This is a genomic window from Xanthomonas sp. JAI131 (genome assembly GCF_013410075.1).
Taxonomy (GTDB): Bacteria; Pseudomonadota; Gammaproteobacteria; order Xanthomonadales; family Xanthomonadaceae; genus Xanthomonas_A; species Xanthomonas_A bonasiae.
In genome coordinates this window covers 262,575-284,198 of record NZ_JACCCN010000004.1, presented here as the reverse complement: position 1 = coordinate 284,198, position 21,624 = coordinate 262,575, and the positions used below count along the sequence as shown (strand labels likewise).

The 21,624-nt window shown below is 69.4% G+C and carries 19 protein-coding genes and 1 pseudogene; 12 read left to right on the top strand and 8 right to left on the bottom strand.

Features of this window, described 5'->3' with window-relative positions:
• Positions 1 to 54 precede the first annotated feature (54 nt).
• The 3 genes from HDC36_RS17795 (at position 55) to HDC36_RS17785 (ending at position 6,130) form a co-directional block, all read left to right on the top strand.
• A complete protein-coding gene (locus HDC36_RS17795) occupies positions 55 to 2,046 on the top strand; it encodes a PEP/pyruvate-binding domain-containing protein (RefSeq protein ID WP_179569965.1) in 1,992 nt (663 codons plus the stop codon).
• 101 nt (positions 2,047 to 2,147) lie between these two features.
• A complete protein-coding gene (gene uvrD, locus HDC36_RS17790) occupies positions 2,148 to 4,349 on the top strand; it encodes a DNA helicase II (protein WP_179569963.1) in 2,202 nt (733 codons plus the stop codon).
• A 395-nt stretch (positions 4,350 to 4,744) separates the two neighbouring features.
• Positions 4,745 to 6,130 (top strand): serine hydrolase domain-containing protein, encoded by a 1,386-nt coding sequence (locus HDC36_RS17785; RefSeq protein WP_179569961.1) that lies wholly within the window; start codon positions 4,745 to 4,747, stop codon positions 6,128 to 6,130.
• Here the strand turns inward: HDC36_RS17785 and HDC36_RS23670 are convergent.
• The 7 genes from HDC36_RS23670 to HDC36_RS17750 form a co-directional block, all read right to left on the bottom strand.
• Complete coding sequence (locus tag HDC36_RS23670; protein ID WP_179569959.1) at positions 6,108 to 6,812, bottom strand: LytTR family DNA-binding domain-containing protein; 705 nt, start codon at positions 6,810 to 6,812, stop codon at positions 6,108 to 6,110. The two genes, HDC36_RS17785 and HDC36_RS23670, sit on opposite strands and share 23 nt — an antisense overlap.
• On the bottom strand, positions 6,809 to 7,849 hold the full coding sequence (locus tag HDC36_RS17775) for a histidine kinase (RefSeq protein ID WP_179569957.1): 1,041 nt from the start codon (positions 7,847 to 7,849) through the stop codon (positions 6,809 to 6,811). The genes HDC36_RS23670 and HDC36_RS17775 overlap by 4 nt, the downstream gene beginning before the upstream one ends.
• 158 nt (positions 7,850 to 8,007) lie before the next feature.
• Complete coding sequence (locus HDC36_RS17770) at positions 8,008 to 8,394, bottom strand: VOC family protein (RefSeq protein ID WP_179569955.1); 387 nt, start codon at positions 8,392 to 8,394, stop codon at positions 8,008 to 8,010.
• Between the two features lie 109 nt (positions 8,395 to 8,503).
• Positions 8,504 to 9,001, bottom strand: coding sequence for a hypothetical protein (locus HDC36_RS17765; RefSeq protein WP_241094105.1), 498 nt, complete (start codon positions 8,999 to 9,001; stop codon positions 8,504 to 8,506).
• A 189-nt stretch (positions 9,002 to 9,190) separates the two neighbouring features.
• Positions 9,191 to 9,625, bottom strand: a complete 435-nt coding sequence (locus HDC36_RS17760) for a hypothetical protein (protein ID WP_179569953.1) — start codon at positions 9,623 to 9,625, stop codon at positions 9,191 to 9,193.
• Positions 9,626 to 9,998: 373 nt separating this feature from the next.
• Positions 9,999 to 11,936, bottom strand: coding sequence for a M61 family metallopeptidase (locus HDC36_RS17755; RefSeq protein WP_179569951.1), 1,938 nt, complete (start codon positions 11,934 to 11,936; stop codon positions 9,999 to 10,001).
• A 142-nt stretch (positions 11,937 to 12,078) separates the two neighbouring features.
• Positions 12,079 to 12,303, bottom strand: a complete 225-nt coding sequence (locus tag HDC36_RS17750) for a hypothetical protein (RefSeq protein WP_179570544.1) — start codon at positions 12,301 to 12,303, stop codon at positions 12,079 to 12,081.
• 268 nt (positions 12,304 to 12,571) lie between these two features.
• Between HDC36_RS17750 and HDC36_RS17745 the strand changes: the two genes are divergently transcribed.
• The gene (locus HDC36_RS17745; RefSeq protein WP_179569949.1) at positions 12,572 to 13,138 is read left to right on the top strand and encodes a maltose acetyltransferase domain-containing protein; all 567 of its coding nucleotides are present in this window, start codon (positions 12,572 to 12,574) and stop codon (positions 13,136 to 13,138) included.
• Between the two features lie 79 nt (positions 13,139 to 13,217).
• The gene (locus HDC36_RS17740) at positions 13,218 to 13,664 is read left to right on the top strand and encodes a universal stress protein (protein WP_179569947.1); all 447 of its coding nucleotides are present in this window, start codon (positions 13,218 to 13,220) and stop codon (positions 13,662 to 13,664) included.
• A 183-nt stretch (positions 13,665 to 13,847) separates the two neighbouring features.
• Here the strand turns inward: HDC36_RS17740 and HDC36_RS17735 are convergent.
• Positions 13,848 to 14,309 (bottom strand): annotated as a pseudogene (locus tag HDC36_RS17735) (AraC family transcriptional regulator); the annotation flags it as partial.
• 421 nt (positions 14,310 to 14,730) lie between these two features.
• On the opposite strand from HDC36_RS17735, the gene tssB reads away from it, so the two are divergent.
• The 7 genes from tssB to tssG all read left to right on the top strand — a co-directional run bounded on the left by tssB (position 14,731) and on the right by tssG (position 21,621).
• The gene (gene tssB / locus HDC36_RS17730) at positions 14,731 to 15,237 is read left to right on the top strand and encodes a type VI secretion system contractile sheath small subunit (protein WP_179569943.1); all 507 of its coding nucleotides are present in this window, start codon (positions 14,731 to 14,733) and stop codon (positions 15,235 to 15,237) included.
• A gap of 3 nt (positions 15,238 to 15,240) precedes the next feature.
• A complete protein-coding gene (gene tssC, locus HDC36_RS17725) occupies positions 15,241 to 16,734 on the top strand; it encodes a type VI secretion system contractile sheath large subunit (RefSeq protein ID WP_179569935.1) in 1,494 nt (497 codons plus the stop codon).
• Between the two features lie 92 nt (positions 16,735 to 16,826).
• On the top strand, positions 16,827 to 17,330 hold the full coding sequence (locus HDC36_RS17720) for a type VI secretion system tube protein Hcp (protein ID WP_179569926.1): 504 nt from the start codon (positions 16,827 to 16,829) through the stop codon (positions 17,328 to 17,330).
• 80 nt (positions 17,331 to 17,410) lie between these two features.
• Positions 17,411 to 18,202, top strand: a complete 792-nt coding sequence (locus HDC36_RS17715) for a type VI secretion system accessory protein TagJ (protein ID WP_179569924.1) — start codon at positions 17,411 to 17,413, stop codon at positions 18,200 to 18,202.
• Positions 18,203 to 18,215: 13 nt separating this feature from the next.
• The gene (gene tssE, locus HDC36_RS17710) at positions 18,216 to 18,719 is read left to right on the top strand and encodes a type VI secretion system baseplate subunit TssE (RefSeq protein WP_145703999.1); all 504 of its coding nucleotides are present in this window, start codon (positions 18,216 to 18,218) and stop codon (positions 18,717 to 18,719) included.
• Entirely contained in the window at positions 18,719 to 20,614 is a 1,896-nt protein-coding gene (gene tssF / locus HDC36_RS23560; protein ID WP_255432797.1) for a type VI secretion system baseplate subunit TssF, read from the top strand. Before tssE ends, tssF begins: the two co-directional genes overlap by 1 nt.
• On the top strand, positions 20,578 to 21,621 hold the full coding sequence (gene tssG, locus HDC36_RS23555; RefSeq protein ID WP_255432824.1) for a type VI secretion system baseplate subunit TssG: 1,044 nt from the start codon (positions 20,578 to 20,580) through the stop codon (positions 21,619 to 21,621). Before tssF ends, tssG begins: the two co-directional genes overlap by 37 nt.
• The last annotated feature ends 3 nt before the right edge of the window (positions 21,622 to 21,624 follow it).

Genomic DNA, 21,624 nt, shown 5'->3' with positions numbered 1-21,624 from the left:
CAAAGCCGCCTGGACTGGCTTAAGATCCGCACTCTCGATTCCCGCACCGGCATCATGGACCGATCCCGTACGCCTCTTGCCCGGCGCCAGCGCCTGTTCGCCTGGGCCGCCGCGCTCACGCTGCTGGCGTGGTGTACCGCGCCCGCGACGGCGCAGACCGCGCGCAAACCGTCGCCCTACGAATACCGCCAGGGCAGCGATGCGAACCCGCTGCAGCCGACGCAGGGGCCGGATTATCTGCCGCGCATCGATACCCGCGCGCAGTTCATGCAGCTCGCCCGTGTCTACAACGCCGGGACCACGCTGGAGATGCCGCACCTGATCTTCGTGATCGACCGGCAGAATGCCGCGCGCATCTACTACATCAATACGCCGCGTCATGCGTTGCACGAGCAGTTCGTGCAACGCCAGCGGCTGGTGCCTGCCATGGACAAGGCGACGCGCAACGCGCAGTACCGCGACCCGCAGCGGCGGTTCCTGTTCGGCACCATCAGCTGGCAGCGGGACCTGCCGGGCTATACCTACGAGTTCTGGGAGGGCGACACGCTCACCGCGGCCTTGCTGCGGCAGACCGACGAGGTGGTGCGCGCCTCGTTCCGCGAGCCGATCCGCTTCAAGACCAACTCCACCCAGCACGAGCAACTGGCCAGTTCCATGGGGCTGCCCTACGTCAGCCAGGAGGCGTTGCTGCGCGAGCAGCGGTTCCTGCCGTTGAACACGGGCCGCGCCGAGGGGCGGCTGCGCATCGTGCGCTCCGAGGAACAGCTGCGCACGCTGTCGCCGCGCGACATCCCGGTCCTGGACGAGGTGCCCATCGCCTTGGCGCCGGTCGCAGGGTTGGTGACGCAGCGTCCGTCCACCCTGCTGTCCCACGTGAACCTGCTGGCCAAGGGCTGGGGCATTCCCAATGTCTATGTGCGCGATGCGCAGAACGCCCTGCGCCAGTACGACGGCCGCTGGGTGGCGCTGGACGTCACCCACAACGACTACCGGGTGACGCCACTGACGCGCCCGCCAAGGACGCCATCGGCCGCCGCCGCCCGCCCGGCGGCGCGCAACCTGCCGCGCCCCGACCTGACGGTGGTCGCGCTCAAGCCCCTGGCGGCCCTGCGAGCGCGCGACAGCGGCCACTGCGGCGTCAAGGCCGCCAACCTCGGCACGCTGAAGGCGGCGCTGCCGCCGGCCGCGCGCGTGCCGGACGGCTTCTGCATCCCGTTCTCGCACTACCAGGCGGCGATGCAGCGGCTGCAGATTCCGCAGCGCCTGCAGGACCTGCAGCGTCGCCCGGGGTTCGCTACCGACGCGAACGTCCGTCGCGAGGCGCTGGCCACGCTGCGTGCCGAGATCGCCGACGCGGCGCCCGACCCCGCCTTCGTTCGCGCGCTCGACGAGCGATGGCGGGATCAACTGCACGGCGATGCGGTGTTCGTGCGCAGTTCGTCCAACTCCGAGGATCTGCCGGGCTTCAGCGGTGCCGGCCTGTACACCACCGTGCCCAATGTGACCCGCGCCGATGCCTTGGCCAAGGCCGTGCAGACGGTGTGGGCGTCGGTCTACAACTTCGAGGCCTACGAGGCGCGCACGGCCGCGGGGCTGCGCCAGGATGCGGTGGCCATGGCGGTGCTGGTGCAGCGTGCCGCGCCCTCGGACAGTTCGGGGGTGATGATCACCCGCGATCCGTTCGATGCCGCCCGCCGCCACATCACTTACATCTCGGCCAAGCGCGGACTCGGCATCCGCGTGGTCGAAGGCAAGCGCCAGGCCGAACAGGTGATGTATTCGACCTGGTCCAAGGCGGTGCAGGTGCTGAGCCGGTCGGCGGAAGACACCCAGCTGGTGGCCGACGCGGGCGGCGGCGTCCGCGAAGTGCCCATCACCGGTTCGCGCCAGGTGCTGACCGATGCGCTGATCGCGCGGCTGGCCAGGGTCAGCGCATCCACCAAGCAGGCGCTGGGCGGCGCGGACCAGGACATCGAATGGGCCGTGGTCGGCGACGAGGTGCTGATCCTGCAGTCGCGGCCGTATGTGGACAGAAGCGCGCGGTAGCGGACTGTAGCCGGGTCGGCGTGACACGCCGTCGCGGCCTTTTTCGCGATCGGGCTGCCCGGTCGCAGCCGGTGCGCCGCCGCAACCGGTAAAATACCCGGGTGGATGTCTCCCATTTGCTCGATGATCTGAACCCCGCCCAGCGCGAGGCCGTCTCCGCCCCGTCCGGCCATTACCTGGTCCTGGCCGGCGCCGGGTCCGGCAAGACGCGCGTGCTCACCCACCGCATCGCCTGGCTCAACGAAGTCCACGGCGTGCCGGTGCACGGCATCTTTGCGGTCACCTTCACCAACAAGGCGGCCGGCGAGATGCGCCACCGCACCGACCTGCAGCTGCGCAACGGCAGCCGCGGCATGTGGATCGGCACCTTCCACGGCCTGGCGCACCGCCTGTTGCGCCTGCACTGGACCGACGCCAAGCTGCCGGAAAGCTTCCAGGTGCTGGATTCGGACGACCAGCTGCGGCTGGTCAAGCGCGTCGTGCAGCAGCTGGAACTGGACGAGGGCAAGTTCCCGCCCAAGCAGATCGTGTGGTGGATCAACCAGCAGAAGGACGAGGGCCGGCGCGCGCAGCACATCCAGCCCGAGCCGCGCGACGAGTGGACCACCACCTTGCGCAGCGCCTACGCGCTGTACCAGGAGCGTTGCGATCGCGCCGGCCTGGTCGATTTCGCCGAGCTGCTGCTGCGCGCGCACGAACTGCTGCGCGACAACCCGGCCTTGCTGGCGCATTACCGCAGCCGCTTCAGCGAGATCCTGGTCGACGAGTTCCAGGACACCAACGCGATCCAGTACGCGTTCGTGCGCGTGCTCGCCGGCGAGACCGGGCGCGTGTTCGTGGTCGGCGACGACGACCAGGCGATCTACGGCTGGCGCGGCGCCAAGGTCGAGAACGTGCAGCGCTTCCTGAAGGATTTCCCGAACGCGCAGACCATCCGCCTGGAGCAGAACTACCGTTCCAGCGCCAACATCCTCAACGCCGCCAACGCGGTGATCGCGCACAACCCGGATCGCATCGGCAAGCAGCTGTGGACCGATTCGGGCGACGGCGACCCGATCGATTTGTACGCGGCCTACAACGAGATCGACGAGGCGCGCTACGTGGTCGAGCGCGTGCGCCAGTGGGTGCGCGACGGCGGCAGCTACAGCGAGGCGGCGGTGCTCTACCGCAGTAACGCGCAGTCGCGCGCGTTCGAAGAATCGCTGATCGCCGAACAGGTGCCGTACCGCGTCTACGGCGGCATGCGCTTCTTCGAGCGCGCCGAAATCAAGGACACCCTGGCCTACCTGCGCATGGTCGCCAATCGTGCCGACGACGCGGCGTTCGAGCGCGCGGTGAACACGCCCACGCGCGGCATCGGCGACCGCACCCTGGACGAAGTGCGGCGCCTGGCGCGCGCGCAATCGCTGTCGCTATGGGCCGCCGCGCAACAGGCCGCGCAGCAGGGCGGCGACCTGGCGGCGCGGGCGCGCAATGCGCTGGCGCAGTTCCTGGGCCTGATCGAGCAGCTGTCCGCCGAGGTGGCCGGCCTGCCGCTGCCCGAGCAGATCGACCAGGTGCTGGCGCGCTCGGCGCTGCGCGAGCACTGGAGCAAGGAAAGCCGCGGCGGGCTGGATTCGGAATCGCGCACCGACAACCTCGACGAACTGGTCTCGGTCGCCTCGCGCTTCGTGCGCGCCGACAACGAGGAGGACGCCGACGAAGGCCGCCAGGCGATGACCGAACTGGTCGCGTTCCTGGCCTACGCCTCGCTGGAGGCCGGCGAAGGCCAGGCCCAGGCCGGCGAAGAGGGCGTGCAGCTGATGACGCTGCATTCGGCCAAGGGCCTGGAGTTCCCGCTGGTGTTCCTGGTCGGCATGGAGGATGGCCTGTTCCCCAGCGCGCGTTCGCTGGAGGAGAGCGGGCGCCTGGAGGAAGAGCGGCGCCTGGCCTACGTCGGCATCACCCGCGCGCGCCACAAGCTGGTGCTCAGCTACGCCGAATCGCGGCGCATCCACGGCCAGGACAACTACAACGTGCCCTCGCGCTTCCTGCGCGAGATCCCGCGCGAGCTGCTGCACGAAGTGCGGCCGAAGGTGCAGGTGTCGCGCAACGCCTCGCTGGGCGCGCCGCGCAACCTCGGCCACAGCGCCATCGAGGCGCCGGCGATCAAGCTCGGCGCCAACGTGCAGCACCCCAAGTTCGGCGGCGGCGTGGTCATCGACTACGAAGGCAACGGCGCGCACGCGCGCGTGCAGGTGCAGTTCGACGAGGTCGGCGCGAAGTGGCTGGTGATGGCGTACGCGAATCTGACGGTGATCTAGGCCATCGACGCGATCGGGATAGGCCACGATGCCGTGTCCCGATCGCATTAACAGGTCCCAGGCCGCCGCATCCATTCCCGAGCGGCTTGCTCGGGAATCGACCACACGCCCTGGTCCCGCTCTTCGCTGTCGAGCCGCTTGGAGCGGCGCCTGGCTAGTGGCCTTGAGGGTACGCAGGCACTGCGCGGCAGCGGCATTCCCCCGCTGGCGCATGCGCAGGTCCCGCCGACAGCCGGCGCTGCACTGGCCGCGGTCGGCGCGCAGATCCCGTGCCCGCCGCTCCACTCATCCGTGCCGACGACCGCTCACGCGGCGTGCCGCCCGTCCGTCATAGGTCGCTGGAGTGCGGCGCCCGCGCGCGCCAGCCTTGCCCCACATCACCAAGGGGAAGGCGCATGACACATCGTTTGACGTGGTTGCTGGCAGCGGTCCTGGCCATGGCCGGCACCGCGCATGCCGCGACGGGGGCGGTCGCGGCCCCAGCGGAGGCGGGCCTGGCCCAGGCGGCCACGGACTTCTTCAAGGATGCCGGGCCGGGTGGCGTGGTGCTGGTGACCCGCGGCGATCGGGTGCTGCTGCGCCAGGCCTATGGCATGTCCGATATGGAGAACGGCGTGCCGATGCAGCCGGAATCGGCGCTGCGCCTGGCATCGGTCACCAAGCAGTTCACGGCGGTGGCGGTGCTGCAGCTGGTCCAGGCCGGCAAACTGGACCTGGAGGCGACGCTGCTGTCGCTGGATCCGGCATTGCACGGCCCGTTGGCGAACGTGACGGTCCGCCAGCTGCTGACGCATACCTCGGGCATCAAGAACGTCAGCAGCATCCCGGCCTCGCGCGCCGCGCGCCGCGAGGACACCGATGCCATGCGCCTGATCGGGTACTTCCAGGACCTGCCGCTGGAGTTCGCGCCGGGCACGCGGTTCCGCTACAGCAATTCCAACTACATCGTACTGACCCATCTGATCGAACGCCTCGCCGGCCAGCCCTACGCGGCCTATATGCAGCAGGCGATCTTCCAGCCGCTGGGCATGACCCACACGCGTTACGACGATCACCTGGCGCTGATCCCGCACCGCGCCCATGGCTACCGCCGTGCCGGGCAGGCGCTGCAGAACGCGGACTTCATCGGCATGTCGCAGCCGCAGGGCGCCGGCGGCCTGATCAGCAGCGTGGACGATCTGGCGATCTGGCACCGCGCGCTGCGCGACGCCACGCTGCTGCCGGCCGCGGCGCTCGCCCAGGCCATGGCCAAGACCAGGCTCGCCGACGGCACCCTGTCGCCCTATGGGTTCGGCTGGATCATCGGCCAGGCGAACGGATTGCCCGACGTGGAGCACGGCGGCTTCATCAACGGCTTCAACAGCTACGTGGTGCGCATCGGCGAGCCGGACGTGTTCGTGGCGGTGCTCACCAATGCCGAGTTCCTGGATCCCACCACGCTGGCCGTGCGCCTGGCGGCGATGGCAGCCGGGCGGGCGTATCCGGGCACGGACCCGGCGCATGCGCTGCCGCCGGGCCGCACCGGGCAGTACCGGTTCGCCGACGGCGTCCGCGTGCTTGCGCAAGTGGATGGCCGCCTGCAACTGCAGCGCGACGGCGAGGATCCGCTGCCGCTGCAGGCGCATGCGGACGGCCGCTACTATCTGGACGGGGGACTGGATGCGTTGAGCTTCGGCCAGGATCGCGATGGCCGGCCCACGATGACCTTGCACGACCGGCTGCTGGGCGACAGCAGCGGCGTGCGCGAGGCGGATGCGGCTACAGGCTCAACAGTTCCCTGAAGCGCGCGCTCTGCCGCCGCGACACCTCCACCTCCAGCCCGCCGCGCAGCGTGAGCAGCAGGCCGCCGTTGCTCCAGGGCGCCACCTGCTCCACGTAGTCGAGATTGACGATGTACTTGCGGCTGGCGCGGAAGAACTTCTCCGGCGCCAGCTGCGCCTCGATCGCGCCGAGCGGGCGATACAGCAGCGGCGCATGCTGCTGGAAGTGGACGCGGCTGTAGTTCCCCACCGCCTCGATGACGCGTACGTCGCGCGGCTTGACCAGGAAGCAGTGCTCGCCGTCCTTGATGAAGATGGCGCTGTCCATCGAACGCCGCGCCGGGCTCGCCGGCATCGACTCGGACAGCTTCTGGATCGCCTGCGCGAGCCGCTGCGGTTCGATCGGCTTGAGCAGGTAGTCCACGGTGTTGAACGCGAAGGCCTTCAGCGCATAGGCATCGAAGGCGGTGGTGAAGACGATGCGCGGCACCTGCGCCAGGCGTTCGAGCACGTCGAAGGCATTGCCACCGGGCAGGTCGATATCCAGGAACACCACATCGGGCGCGACCGCTTCGATCAGCGCGACCGCCGCCTCCACGTCGGCCGCGTGGCCGACCACGCTCACCTGCGGATAGGCCTTGAGTTGATGCTGCAACTCGAAACGGGCCAGTTCCGAATCCTCCACGATCACCGCTTCGATCACGCCGCCGCTCCTATCCACACGCTGGCCACCACGCACTGCTCTTCCTGGACCAGGCGCAAGCCGGCGCCGGGCCCGAACGACAGCAGCAGGCGCTGGCGCAGGTTGTTCAAGCCGGTGCCTTGCCCGTCGTCGCTGCGCAGCCGGCCGGTATTGCGCACCTCCAGGTGCAGGCCGCCGCGCTGCATGGCCACGCAGACCTGCAGTTCGCCGCCGCTGCTGCTCGGCCCCAGGCCATGCTTGATCGCATTCTCCACCAGCAGCTGCAGGCAGAAGCGCGGGACGCGCATCGCCAGCGCTTGCGGGTCCACCCGTTCCTGGTAGCGCAGCCGCGCGCCCAGCTGCAGGCCGACCAGGCCCAGGTAGTCGCGCACCACCTCAAGCTCTTCGCGCACCGACACCAGCGCGTCGTCGCCGCCGGAGAACTGGTAGCGCAGCGTGGCGGCAAAGCGCGTCAGTTGCTCGCGCGCGGCTTCCGGGTCCTTGAGAATCAACGCGCGGATGTTGTTGAGCGTATTGAAGGTGAAATGCGGGCTGAGCTGGCCCAGCAGGCGCTGCAATTGCGCGTCCTTCAACGCCAGTTGCAGATCGCGTTGGGTGCGGGCCGCCTGCTGCAGCCGGGTCTGCCGGCTGATGGCCAGGTACAGCAGGCTCCAGGCGATATAGGCCACGGCCAGCAGCGGCGCGCGCGATATCGCCGGCTGCGCTTCCCGCAGCGCCGCCAGGGCCGGGGCCAGGCCTGCGCCCAGGGACAGCGCGGCGTGGAACAGCAGGTCGATCGCCACGGCCGCCAGCACGCTTGCGGCAAACAGGATGCCCAGCCAACGCACGTCGCCATAGCCATCGGCCTGCAACCGCCGGTAGATCCAGCGCAGCACCAGGCTTCCCGCCAGCCCGGCCGCACTCAATGCGCACATCGCCACGAACTGCAGCCCGTCGGCGACCGCGGCTTCGCTGGGGCGGGCGGCGTAGGCGATCGACAGGAACAGCGACCAGCCGAACGCTTGCAGCAGCCAGAACTTGGGCGTCACGGAGGGCATGTCCGGCAATCGGGCCGCCACTTTAGCGCCGTTGCAGGCCGCCGGGTCGCCCTTGTTCGCAGTGCGGCGCGGTTACACCCCGGCGGCGCCTGGCCTCGGCTTCGCCTGCAATCGTGGCCACGGGGAATGGCGGGCGCCCGCCAAGGCCGCCTGGCGGCTCACTGCCCCGCAGGCGGTTGCCAGAGTTCCACCTTGTTGCCTTCCGGATCGATGACCCAGGCGAACTTCCCGTATTCGGACTCGTCCACCCGGTCGAGCACGTTGCAGCCTTCCTCGCGCAATGCCGCGACTAGCGCGTGCAGGTCGTCCACCCGGTAATTGATCATGAAAGGCGCCGTGCTGGGCGCGAACTGATCGCCCTGCGCCGCGCCGATCGACCAGATGGTGCTGCCGGCGACCGGCGTGCCGGCAGCGTCGGTCCAGGGAAACGCCGTGCCGCCCCACGCCTGCACATCGATGCCCAGATGCCGCTTGTACCAGGCCTGCAACGCCGCCGCGTCGTTGGCCTTGAAGAAGATGCCGCCAATGCCGGTGACTCGCTTCATTGCAACCTCCGGGAACGGGTGGGTGCCGAAGGCGCATGGCCTGCGCCTTCGAGCAGAGTGGACGAACTTGCGCCGCGACGCGATGCCGGCTCGTCGAATGCCGCCGGACTCAGCGGCGTGGTGGCGACGGGACGCGGGTGAAATAGTTGGTGCGCATCGTCGGGCTGCCGTCGGGCGCGAACGCGGCGACGGTTTCGGTCATCGAACGGCCATCCGCGGCGACGGTGTAGATGCGGGTCGAGGCCACGCTTCTGTCCTTGGCCAGCATCATCACCAGCACGTTGGGCGCAGGCCGCTGCAGGGCGAAGGTGTCCGCTTCGAAATTGTTCTTCACCGGCGTGGCCCGGCCATCGAGGGCGGCGACGCCTTCGGCATGCATCTTCCCGCCGCCTTGTTCGACGATGTCGACCTTGGCGGCCCACTTGCCGCCGCCGGCTTCGCCGAACGTCAGGGTGACGCTCTGCGGCCGTTCCTGCGGCGGCTTCGGCAACCGCGACACGTCCACGGCCCAGCTGCCGAGCAAGGGCGAGGACTTCGGCGAATCGGCATGCGCGGACGCGCCCGGTATCAAGACCGCCGCCAACACGACGGCACACAGCATCTTCATGCGACCTCCCAGGAATGTTCCGGCTGCAATGGACAACACGCCAACGGCGACTCGGCGGCAGCACGCTGCGTCCAACGGAACGGGCGTACTCCCTGCGCGTTCATGGAGTCGTCCTGTGGAGGCGTGCGCTGCGACGCTAGCATTGCCGCCCGTCTTCCAACAAGCACGGCCGGGGTCAGGCGAGGGCGTTCATTCCCAGAAGCTGTACTTGCGGGCCAGCGCCAGTTGCTCGCCGCCGGCGAAATGCCCGGCCAGTTCCTTGAACCCCACCGTGCCGACGAAGGTGGAGGAGGGGCAGCCCGGCGTCGCGTGCGTCGGCAGCGCGATGCGCACCTGATCGGCGGTCATCGTCACCTGGCCGATCGCCGGCGGCCCGGCCTTGCCGTCGGCGCACTGCACGATCGCGTAGTAGTCCTGGCCCGCGCCGGCGTCGCGATCGGCCTTGACGATGAAGATCTCGTAGCCGTACAGCAGGCCGTCCTTGTCCAGTTCCAGGGTGGAGAACATGCCGGTCTGGCGCGGCTGGCAGCCGCTCAACGCCAGCGCCGCCAGCGCCAGCAGGACGCCGCGGCGGACGAGCTTCATGCGCGGCGAGGCCAGGTCGAACGAAGTGCGGAAGTCCATGTGCTCACCAGATCCGGAGGGGCGCGCGCTGAACTCGGCAGGGCATCGAAGTGCGGCGGTCGCCAGGCGGCAATGGCGCAGAAACCACCATAGTCCGAGGCGTCTCCGTGCTCCCCAGCACGCTTATTGTGAGAATTCTGCCACAGTTTTTCGCGGGAAAGGCAGCCGCGCTCGCGCTGCGACCAGCGCCGCGCCGCCTTGGCCGGCGACGATCCGGCCACCCCGGCTGGCGGTGGACCGGGAGGCGGCATGGACCGCGTCCGCGCCGGGGTGCCCGATGCGCGGCGCTTCCCAATGGCGGCGCCAGGCCCGTTTGCCTTCGCGTGGCCTGCCCGCGCAGTGGCGACCGGTACGGACCCGGCCGCCCGTCGCGTCAGCGTCGCGCGGCGATGACCTGGCTCAAGCTGTCCGGCGTGCCGTCCACCCGCACCAGGTGCGGGTACTGCAGGCCGTCGTGGTAGTTCACCTCCACGCTGCGCACGCCGCCCTGGAACTTCAGCGTCAGCACGATCGGCGCGGTGCCGCCCTTGGCGTCGGCGATGGCCTGCTTGAGTACCTCGCGCGTGTAGTCCTGGCCATTGACCGCCAGCACCGTGGCGCCGGTGCTGACGCCGGCCTTGAACGCGGGGCCGTCCCACACCACGTCGTTGATGCTGGCATCGTCGTTCATCACCAGGCCCAGCGACCAGGCGAAGTTGTAGCGGTGGCGCGCCGACTGGTGGCGGCTGTCGTACTGCTTCTCGAACGCGCTCGGCTGGTCGGTATAGACCAGTTTCCAGCCGCTGGCCTGCAGCCCTTCCAGCAGCGGCGGGTTCACCGCATCCACGCGCGGGGCGAGGTAGCCGGCCCAGTCGAACGCGGCCACGCCATTGAGCGCGGCCACCACGTCGTCGAAAGTGTAGGTCCTGACCGCGTGGCTGCCGTCGTCCACGCCGAAGAAGGCCTTGGCGAAATCGTCCAGCGATTTGCGGCCGTGGCTGAGCGCGCGCAGCTTGGCATCCACCGCCAGCCACAGCATCTGCCCGCCGCTGTAGTAGTCCTCGCTCATCTGCCAGCTGCGGTAGGGCAGCGGCGCGCGATGCGCGGCGGTGGGATCGTTGGTGGTGTCTTCCAGCGAACGCCATTGGAAGCCCTCGCGGTTGCGGTCGTAGTTGGCCGCGGTCATCGCCAGCGCATCGCGGAACTGTTCCGGCGTCCACATCCCGGCGCGCGCGGTGAGCACATAGCCCCAATACTGGGTCTGCCCTTCGTAGACCCACAGCAGCGAGTCGCCCATCGGCACGTTGAAGGTGGGCGTCCACAGATCGGCCGGACGGCGGAACTTGCCGTTCCAGGAGTGGGTGTACTCGTGCGCCAGCAGATCGCGGTCGGGCGCGTTGTCGGCCCAGGCGCTGAAGTAGTCCGCCTCCAGCCCGTTCTCGCTGGACTGGTGGTGCTCCAGGCCGTTGCCGCCCAGCACGTCGGACAGCGAGAACAGGAAGTCGTAGTGGTCGTAGTGATGCGAGCCGAACAGCTTCAGCGCCTGCACGGCCAGGTTGCGGTGCGCCTGCAACTGCGCGGGCGTGATCTCCAGCGATGCCGGCGTATCGGCAATGACATCCAGATGCACCGGCGCGCTGCCCGGCGGGGTCAGGTCCACGCGCTTGAAATAGCGGCCGGCGTAGATCGGCGAATCGACCAGGGTTTCGAAATCGACCGGCTTGAACGTGGTGGTGGCGCCGGACTGCGTGGCGGTCTCCAGCGCCGTGCCGAACTGCCAGCCTGCCGGCAGGGTCACGCTGGGCACCACGGTGATGCCACGGCTGTAGTGGCCGGCTGGATACAACGCCAGCTTGTTCCATTCCAGCTGCAGCATCCTGTCGGTCATCTCGAAGCCGTCGTCGCGCGGCGACAGGTACTGGAAGCTGGCCTCGATCGCGGATACGCCCTGCGGCACGTCCACGTGGAAGGTGTAGACATCGAAGGTATCGCGCCGCCACGCCAGCGGCGCGTCGTTGGCGGTGAGCGTCAGCCCGGCCAGCATCGCTACCGGCCCGCTCGGCGAATGGTCGCCGGGGATCCACTGCGGATACTGCAGCGTCAGCCGCCCGGCCGCGACCGGAATGGTCTCGCGCACCCGGTAGATGCCCTGACGCACGTCGCCGGCATCCACCTGCAGCGCGATGCTGCCCGGATACGGCGTGTCCTGCGGCGGCGGCACATCCGGCGTGCGTACGGTCTGCGCGCCCGCCGCACCAGCCAGCGCCAGGGAAAGGCCCAGGGCCAGCGCCAGGCATGCGCGGCGGGGGACGGGAAGGATAGCGGCGGGCATGGCGGGGCTCCGGGATCTGGATTGGGGTGAGTCAAGCGCGGGACATTAGCACCGGTGGGGACGGCCCTGTGCGGCAGATGGATCGGCCCGGGGGCGGCGGCGCGCGATCGTGGCCTGTGCCTAGCGCGGTCGCTTCGCCACGCTACATCTCCCAGCTGAAGGTGGACGCGATGCGTTTGCCTTCGATCGACAGTGTCGACGTATTGGCATGCACCACCAGCGTGAAGGGAGGCACGCGCTGGTCGCGACCGCTGTAGACGAGCCGCAGCTGTTTGCGCTTGGTGTCGAAGGTCCTCACCTGGAAACTCTCGCGCAATACGACACCCTTGGTGTCGCCCGGTTCGTAGAAATGGATACTGGCGATCACCGGACGATCGGTGTGGCCGATCTCGAACGTCATGCTGTAGCCGCCGCCTTCGAACGCAAGCGTCGACGTGGCATGGACCGGCGTGCCGAACAACATCGCGAGGAGGGTGGCCAGGCAGAAAAGGCGAAGTTTCATGCGATCACCCAATGACGATCAGGTCGCCGGCCGGCTGCAGTGCAGAAAGTATTGCCCATGCGGCGAGGGCATCACAACGCAGGTGTCGCGGTCGATGCGATCATGCGCCCTCCACACCGCCTGGGAGGGCAGGATGCTTAGCGAGAAAGACAAGATGCTGGCCGGCGAACCGTACCGGCCCGGCGATGCGCAGTTGCAGGCCGACCAGGCCGCGGCCAAGGCGTGGATGGTGCGCTACAACGCGGCGCTGGCCGAACCGCCGGCGACGCGGCGTGCGTTGCTGGCCGAGCGGTTGGGCGCGGTCGGGCGCGGGGCGGTGGTGCGGCCGCCGTTCCATTGCGACTACGGCTACAACGTCTTCCTCGGCGAGGACGTGTTCCTCAACTTCAATTGCGTGATCCTGGACGTGTGCAAGGTCAGCATCGGCACCGGCACGCAGATCGGGCCGGCGGTGCAGCTGTATGCGGCCGACCATCCGCGCGATGCGGCGCAGCGTGCGGCCGGGCTGGAATTCGGCCGTCCGCTGACGATCGGCCGCAACGTGTGGATCGGCGGCGGGGCGATCGTGCTGCCCGGGGTGACGATCGGCGACGATGCGGTGATCGGTGCGGGCAGCGTGGTCACCCGCGACGTGCCTGCCGGCGCGCGCGTGGCCGGCAATCCGGCACGCGTGCTGGCGGCGCGATCGCCCGGAAATTGATCCGGGTCAAGGCGCGGCGTCCACGCCGGGTGTCCAATGGAACCCATGCCGCTACGAGCGGCGTTACCGGAGCACGCAGATGTACCAGCGCATTCTGATTGCGATCGATGGTTCCGAGTTGTCCGCCAAGGGGCTGCAGCAGGGCCTGGCGCTGGCCGCCAGGCTCGGTGCGGAAGTGGATGTGGTCACCGTATCCGAGCCCTGGGCGATGGGCATGTACGACGCGATGGGCTGGAGCGTGGGCTACGAGGCCACGCCCGAATACCGGCAGGACCGGGAAGAAGGCGCGCAGAAGATCCTGGCGCCGGCGTTGGCCGCCGCCGAGGCCACCGGCGTGATCGCGCACGGCTGCCATGTGCTCGATCGCTATCCGGCCGAGGGCATCATCGATATCGCCACTTCGCACCGCTGCGATCTGATCGTGATGACCTCGCACGGCCGCCGCGGCATGAGCCGGGTGCTGCTCGGCAGCCAGACCGCCGAGGTGCTGGCGCGCAGCCAGGTGCCGGTGCTGGTGATTCGCTGAGGCGGGACACGCGCCGGCGGCGGCGCGTCCTGTAGGAGCGGCTTCAGCCGCGACAGAATCGTTCCCCGGCGCGAACCTGTCGCGGCTGAAGCCGCTCCTACAGGGAACGCGGCGCGGCCGCGGCTATTGCGCCGTCGCCGGCTCCGTCGGCGCGTACACCGGCGCATCGTCCACCATCGAGGTGCGGCACAGTTCGCGGATGATCCGCCACATCGGGATGTAGGGGCCGCGACGCTCCTCCCTGGGCTGGCACGGCGCCGCGCGGCACGCCTTGCGCCATTGCGCCGGCGACATGCCGAAGCGGGCCTGGAACGCGCGCTGGAACTGCCGTTCCGAGGCGAAGCCCATTTCGTACAACAACCAGGTCAGGCTGCACTGCGGGTGCAGCTGCAGGTAGCGGTGCGCGGTGCGCAGGCGCTGCTCGCGGATGTAGCTGGCCACGCCGCCGCGCGCCTGGAACAGCCGGTACAAGGTGGCGCGCGACAGCGGGAACGCGGCCAGCAGCATCTCGCCGCCCAACTCCGGTTCGCCGATGTTCTCCTCGATGTAGGCCAGCAGGTCGATCAACAGCGGTTCGCCGGCGTCGGCGAGGTGCGCGCGCGTTGGCATGCGCGCCGGTACGGTGATGCGACGGATCGTGGTCATCTGCGGCGGTCGCGGCCCACCCCGGGGCCTGTCATCGGTACAACCGGAAGAAGCGGGGCAAAGCCATCACCGTCGTCACACTTTGTGCACAGGCGTAGACGCGGCCTTCGCTGAGACGAAATGTCGGGTGGTCCGCCGGGGCCGTTCCTAGACTCGCCGCATCGCTGAAAAGCGCCGTGCAGCGGGATGCGCCGAGGGGATCGGCGCCACGCATGGCATGCGATGCCCGGTGTGCGGCGATCTACCCGCGCACCGACGGCGCAAGGGGAACGTGGAGGCGGAACGGCGGCGAGCGCGCGATGGGGGAGCGCCGCCGGCGTTTCGCGTCGGCGTCCCGGGGATCAACCGGCGGCAGGTGCGCGGCCGGCCTGCACGGCGTTGCCGGCGGGCCGGGTCGAAAGGCTCAATCGGAGACGAGGCAATGGCAAACAGTCAGAAGTTCATCGCGCGCAATCGGGCGCCACGGGTACAGATCGAGTACGACGTGGAAGTCTACGGCGCGCAAAAGAAGGTGCAGATCCCGTTCGTGATGGGAGTGATGTCGGACCTGTCCGGCGCCAATGCCGGCGAGCTGCCGTCGCTGGAGGAACGCAAGGCGCTGGAGATCGACGTGGACAACTTCGACAGCCGCCTGCAGTCGATGCGCCCGCGCGCCACGTTCAAGGTGCCCAATACGCTGACCGGCGAAGGCGAGCTGGCGGTGGACATCACCTTCGAGAACATGGACGACTTCTCGCCGGCGGCGATCGCGCGCAAGGTCGAGCCGCTGGCCAAGCTGCTGGAGGCGCGCACCCAGCTCGCCAACCTGGACACCTACATGGATGGCAAGGCCGGTGCCGAGAACCTGATCGCGCAGGCGCTGCGCGACCCGGCGCTGCTGCAGTCGCTGGTCTCGGCGGCCAAGCCCGCCGATCCGAAGGAGGGCTGAGCCATGGCGAGCGAACAACTGGCCGAAGCCGGCAGCGGTACCCAGGTTCTGGAAGCGGGCGATTTCGCCGCGCTGCTGAACCGCGAGTTCAAGCCCAAGAGCGAGCGCGCCAAGGAAGAAGTGGAGTCCGCGGTGCGCACGCTGGCCGAGCAGGTGCTCAGCCGCAGCGACGTGGTCAGCGAGGACGTGTCGCAGACGATCAAGGCCTACATCGCCGAGATCGACCGCAAGCTCAGCGAGCAGCTCAACCACATCCTGCACCACGCCGACATGCAGCAGCTGGAAGGCGCCTGGCGCGGCCTGCACTACCTGGTCAACAACACCGAGAGCGACCAGCAGCTGAAGATCCGCGTGCTCAACATCTCCAAGAAGGAGTTGGGCAAGGTGCTCAAGCGCTACAAGGGCACCGCCTGGGACCAGAGCCCGATCTTCAAGAAGGTCTACGAGCAGGAATACGGCCAGCTCGGCGGCGAGCCGTACGGCTGCCTGGTCGGCGACTACTACTTCGACAACAGTCCGCCGGACGTGGAACTGCTCAACGGCATCGCCCAGGTCGCCGCCGCCGCGCACGCGCCGTTCATCTCCGCGGCCGCGCCCAAGCTGATGGGCATGGACAACTGGAACGAGCTGTCCAACCCGCGCGACCTGGCCAAGATCTTCTCCACGCCCGATTACGCCGCATGGCGTTCGCTGCGCGAGTCGGAGGATTCCAAGTACATCGGCCTGGCGATGCCGCGCACGCTGTCGCGGCTGCCGTACGGCGCATCGACCAATCCGGTGGAAGAGTTCGATTTCGAGGAAGAGACCACCGGCGCCGATTCGGCCAAGTACACCTGGCAGAACGCGGCCTATGCGATGGCGGTGAACATCAACCGTTCGTTCAAGCAGTACGGCTGGTGCTCGCGGATCCGCGGCATCGAATCCGGCGGCGCGGTCGAGGGTTTGCCCACGCACACCTTCCCCACCGACGACGGCGGCGTGGACATGAAGTGCCCGACCGAGGTGGCGATCACCGACCGCCGCTCGGCCGAACTGGACAAGATGGGGCTGATGCCGCTGGTGCATCGCAAGAACTCGGACATGGCCGCCTTCATCAGTGCGCAGTCGCTGAACAAGCCCGACGAGTACGACGATCCGGATGCCACCGCCAACGCCGCACTCGGCGCGCGCCTGCCGTACATGTTCGCCTGCTGCCGCTTCGCGCATTACCTGAAGTGCATCGTGCGCGACAAGATCGGCTCGTTCAGCGATCGCGAGCAGATGCAGGCGTGGCTGACCCGCTGGATCACCCAGTACATCGACGGCGATCCGTCCAACTCCAGCGAAGACACCAAGGCGCGCAAGCCGCTGGCCGCGGCCGAGGTGGTGGTGGAGGAAGTGGAGGGCGCGCCCGGCTACTACACCTCCAAGTTCTTCCTGAAACCGCATTACCAGCTGGAAGGGCTGACCGTGTCGCTGCGACTGGTGTCGCGGCTGCCGTCGGCGGCCAAGGCCTGACCCGGCGCCACCGTGCCACGGCCCCGGCGCGCAGGCGATGCGCGCCGCGCGCCGACCCATCGTTGTCCGTTTTTCACTAGAGGAGCAGTTCCATGGCGTTCGACATGCATATCAAGTTCGGCAGCGGCAAGGTCAAGATCGAAGGCGCGTCCAACCACAAGAAGCACAAGGGCGAGGTGCCGATCCTGGCCTGGTCGTGGGGCGCGAGCAATTCCGGCGACCTGCACACCGGTGGCGGTTCGGCCAGCGGCGGCAAGGCGCACATCCAGGACATCTCCATCACCAAGTACGTCGACGGCTGCTCCAACGCGTTGCTGGACGCGGTGTGCACCGGCGCGCGCGTGGAGAATGCGTGGCTGTACGTGACCAACGCCACCGGCGAGCAGACCGACTTCCTGACCCTGGAACTGAGCGAAGGCGTGCTGGTCACCTCGCTGTCCACCGGCGGCTCGGGCGGCGAGGATCGCCTGACCGAGAACCTGACCCTGCACTTCGGCAAGTTCAAGTACAGCTTCCAGCCGCAGGACGACAAGGGCACGGCGCAGGGCGGGGCGAAGGAATTCACCTACGACATCCAGGGCGTGGCCAAGGCCTGATCGCGACGGCGGCGATCGCCGCCTCGTACCCGGCGCCGTCGTTGCGACGGCGCCGCACATTCCCTTCGTGCGGACAGGCCATGGACACCACTCCCGAACTGCTGCTGCGTCACGGGCGTCCGGACGAAGCGCTGAAACTGCTGACCCAACGCGTGCGCCAGCATCCGGCCGATGCGCGCCAGCGCGTGTTCCTGTTTCAACTGCTGGCGGTGCTCGGCCAATGGGACCGCGCCCGCGCCCAGCTCGACGCCTGTCGCGAACTCGATGCCGACAATGCGGCGCTCGCCGCCACCTATGCGATCACCGTGCAGGCCGAGCGCCAGCGCGCGGCGGTGTTCGCCGGGCAGGCCTTGCCGACCGTGCTCGGCGCGCCCGAGCCGTGGCTGGCGCTGCTGCTGCAGGCGCTGCGGCTGTCGGCCGAAGGCGCCACCGCGCAGGCCGCGGAGTTGCGCGCGCAGGCATTCGAGCAGGCCCCGACCAGCGCGGGCGAGCTCGACGATACGCGTTTCGCGTGGATCGCCGATGCCGATCCGCGCTTCGGCCCGTGCCTGGAACTGGTGGTCAACGGCGGCTACGCCTGGGTGCCGTTCGCGCAGATCCAGGCGTTGCGCTTCGAGGCGCCGGCCGACCTGCGCGACATGCTGTGGGCGCCGGTGGCGGTGACCTGGCGCAACGGCGGCGAAGCGTTCGGCTTCGTGCCGGTGCGCTACCCCGGCACCGAACGCAGCGACGACGGCCAGCTGCTGCTGGCGCGGCGCACCGACTGGAGCGGCCGCGACGGCGACGTCGGCCTGGGCCAGCGCGTGTGGGCCACCGATGCCGGCGAACACGCGCTGCTCGACGTGCGCCAGATCCTGTTCGACCCGGCCTGAGCGCAGCGCTGCGATGGCCGAACTCACCACCCAGGAACGCCTGCAGCCCTCGCTGCTGGACCGGCTCAGCGACGACGAGCCGCTGCGCCAGGAGGAGAGCCGCGACAAGCGGGTCATCTCCGCCGCGCGCCTGCGCGAGTGCGTGATGCGCGACCTGTCGTGGCTGCTGAACTGCGTCAACCTGGCCACCGACCAGCCGCTGGACGCGTATCCGGAAGTGCGCCGTTCGGTGCTCAATTTCGGCATCCCCGATCTGGCCGGCGTGGCCATGTCCGGCATCGACGCGGCGGCGCTGCAGCTGCGCCTGCGCGAGGCGATCCTGGCGTTCGAGCCGCGGCTGATCGCCGACACCCTGCGCGTCACCGTGCAGGCCGACGCGCGGCGCATGGACCGGCGCTCGCTGGTGTTCTTCATCGAATCGGAGATGTGGGCGCAGCCGCTGCCACTGAACCTGTACCTGAAGACCGAGCTGGACCTGGAGACCGGGCGCCTGGACGTCAGCGAGGGCTACGCCTGATGGATCCGCGCCTGCTCGGCTACTACAACCGCGAACTGCAGCACGTGCGCGAGATGGGCGGCGAATTCGCGCGCGAGTTCCCGAAGATCGCCGGACGCCTGGGCCTGGAAGGCTTCGAGTGCGCCGACCCGTACGTGGAGCGCCTGCTGGAAGGCTTCGCGTTCATGGCCGCGCGCGTGCAGCTCAAGCTCGATGCGCAGTATCCGGTGTTCACCCAGCACCTGTTGCAGATGGTGTACCCGCACTACCTGACGCCGATGCCGTCGATGGCGGTGGTGCAGCTGCAGCCGGAGCTGAAGGAAAGCGTGTTGGCCGCCGGCCATACCGTGCCGCGCCACACCGCGCTGCGCAGCCTGGTCGCCGGCGGCGAGCGCACCGCCTGCGAATACCGCACCGCGCATGCGCTGACGCTGTGGCCGCTGGCGCTGCGCGAGGCCAAGTACCTGGACACGCCGGCGGCGATCGCCGCGGCCGGAATCGGCCTGCCGCCGGCGCAGGCCGCGGCCAAGCCGGTGCGCGCCGCATTGCGCCTGCGTTTCGAAACGCTGGCCGGGGTGCAGGCGAACATGCTGGCGCTGGACGCGCTGCCGCTGTTCCTGGCCGGCACCGACGACCTGCCCACGCGCCTGTACGAACAACTGCTCGGCCACGCCGCCGGCTTCGTGGTCCGCGGCCAGGACGCGGCCGGCGCGAGCGTGGAACTGCAGCGCGGCCGCAGCGACCTGCGCGCGCGCGGCTTCGCCGACGACGAGGCGCTGGTGCCGTACGACGGCCGCGCGTTCAGCGGCTACCGCCTGCTGCAGGAATACTTCGCCTGCCCGCAGCGCTTCCTGTTCGCCGAACTGGGCGGATTGCGCGCGGCGCTGCGGCGGCTGCACGGCACCGGTTTCGAGATCGTGGTGCTGCTGGAGCGCAGCGTGCCCAGCCTGGCGCAGGCGGTGAGCGCGGACAACTTCCGCCTGTTCTGCACGCCCGCGATCAACCTGTTCCCGCGCCGCGCCGACCGCCTGCACCTGGCGCCGGGCAAGACCGAATACCACGTGCTCGCCGACCGCACCCGGCCGATGGATTTCGAGATCCACAGCCTGAGCGACGTCGAAGGCTTCGGCGACCGCCAGGAACCGGAGCAGCGCTTCCTGCCGTTCTACGGCGGCGACGCACATACATGGCACGCGCGCCACGGCGCGTTCTACACCATGCGCCGCGAGCCGCGCCTGCTGTCGGCACGCCAGCGCCGCCAGGGCGCTCGCTCCAGCTACGTCGGCAGCGAGGTCTACGTGAGTCTGGTCGATGCCGACGACGGCGCCTACGCCACCTCCCTGCGCCAGCTCGGCCTGCAGCTGCTGTGCAGCAACCGCGACCTGCCGTTGCACATGCCGGTGGGCAAGGGCGCCACCGATTTCACCATGGACGCCGGCGCGCCGGTGCACAGCGTGCGCTGCGTGGCCGGACCGACCAAGCCGCGCCCGGCGCTGAGCGACGGCGCCACCGCGTGGCGCCTGCTCAGCCACCTGCAACTGAACTACCTGTCGCTGTTCGAGGACGGCCAGGACGGCGCCGCCGCGCTGCGCGAGATGCTGACGCTCTACTGCGATCCGTTCGACGCCGCAGCGTTGCGCCAGATCGAAGGCATCAAGCAGGTGCGCGCGCAGCCAATCGTGCGCCGCATCCCGGCGCCGGGCCCGATCACCTTCGGTCGCGGCCTGGAGATCACCCTGACCTGCGAGGACAGCGCCTTCGAAGGCAGCGGCGCGTTCCTGCTCGGCGCGGTGCTGCAGCACTTCTTCGCCCGTTACGTGTCGGTCAATTCCTTCACCGAGACCGTGCTGCGCACCAGCGAGCGCAACGAGATCGCACGCTGGCCGGCGCAGCTCGGCAAACGGGCGCTGCTGTGAGCGCCGCCGATCTGGCCGCCCTGGAGCGGGCGCTGCGCGAGCGGCCGCAGGACTTCGAGTTCTTCGCCGCGCTGCGCGCGCTGGAACGCGCGCATCCGCAGCGCCCGCGACTGGGCCGCTCCACGCGCCCGTCCGACGACCCGGTGCGGCTGCGGCATACGCCGTCGCTGGCGTTCGCGCCGCGCTCGATCGACCGCTATGTGGCCGCCGCCGGCACCCAGCCGGGCAAGCTGTACGGGCTGTTCCTGGGCCTGTTCGGCCCGAACGCGCCGCTGCCGCTGCACCTCACCGAGTACGCGATCGAGCGCCAGGCGCAGGCCAGGGACCCGACCCTGGCCGCCTTCGCCGACCTGTTCCACCACCGCATGCTGAGCCTGTTCTACCGCGCCTGGGCCGATGCGCAGCCGACCGTGCAGGCCGACCGCCCGCACGAGGACCGTTTCCGCGGCTACCTGGACGCGCTCAGCGGCATCGCCTCGCCGCACCTGCGTGACCGCGATGCGCTGCCGGACGACGCGCGGCGCCATTTCGCCGGGCGCCTGCTGCCGGTGGCGCGCAACGCCGAAGGCCTGCGCGGCCTGCTGGAGCAACTGTTCGCGGTGCCGGTGCAGGTGCTGGAATTCGCCGCCGAATGGATGCGCCTGCCCGACGATGCGCGGTTGCGGCTGGGGGCCTCGCCCGAGGTCGCCACGCTCGGCCACAGCACCGTGCTCGGCGCGCATGCGCGCGGCGCGCAGCAGCGTTTCCGGCTGCGCCTGGGGCCGCTGTCGCGCAGCGCGTTCCAGCGCTTCCTGCCCGGTGGCGAGGCCTTGCGCCAGCTGGCCGCGGCGGTGCGCAGCTACGTCGGCGACGAAAAGGGCTGGGATCTGCAGCTGCTGCTGCAGTCTGACGAAGTGCCGGCGACCACGCTGGCGCGCGGCGGGCGCCTGGGCCTGGACACCTGGCTCGGCCAGCGCAGCTGGGACATCGCCGACGCCGACGACGTGGTGCTGCGGCCGTCCGGCTGAGTG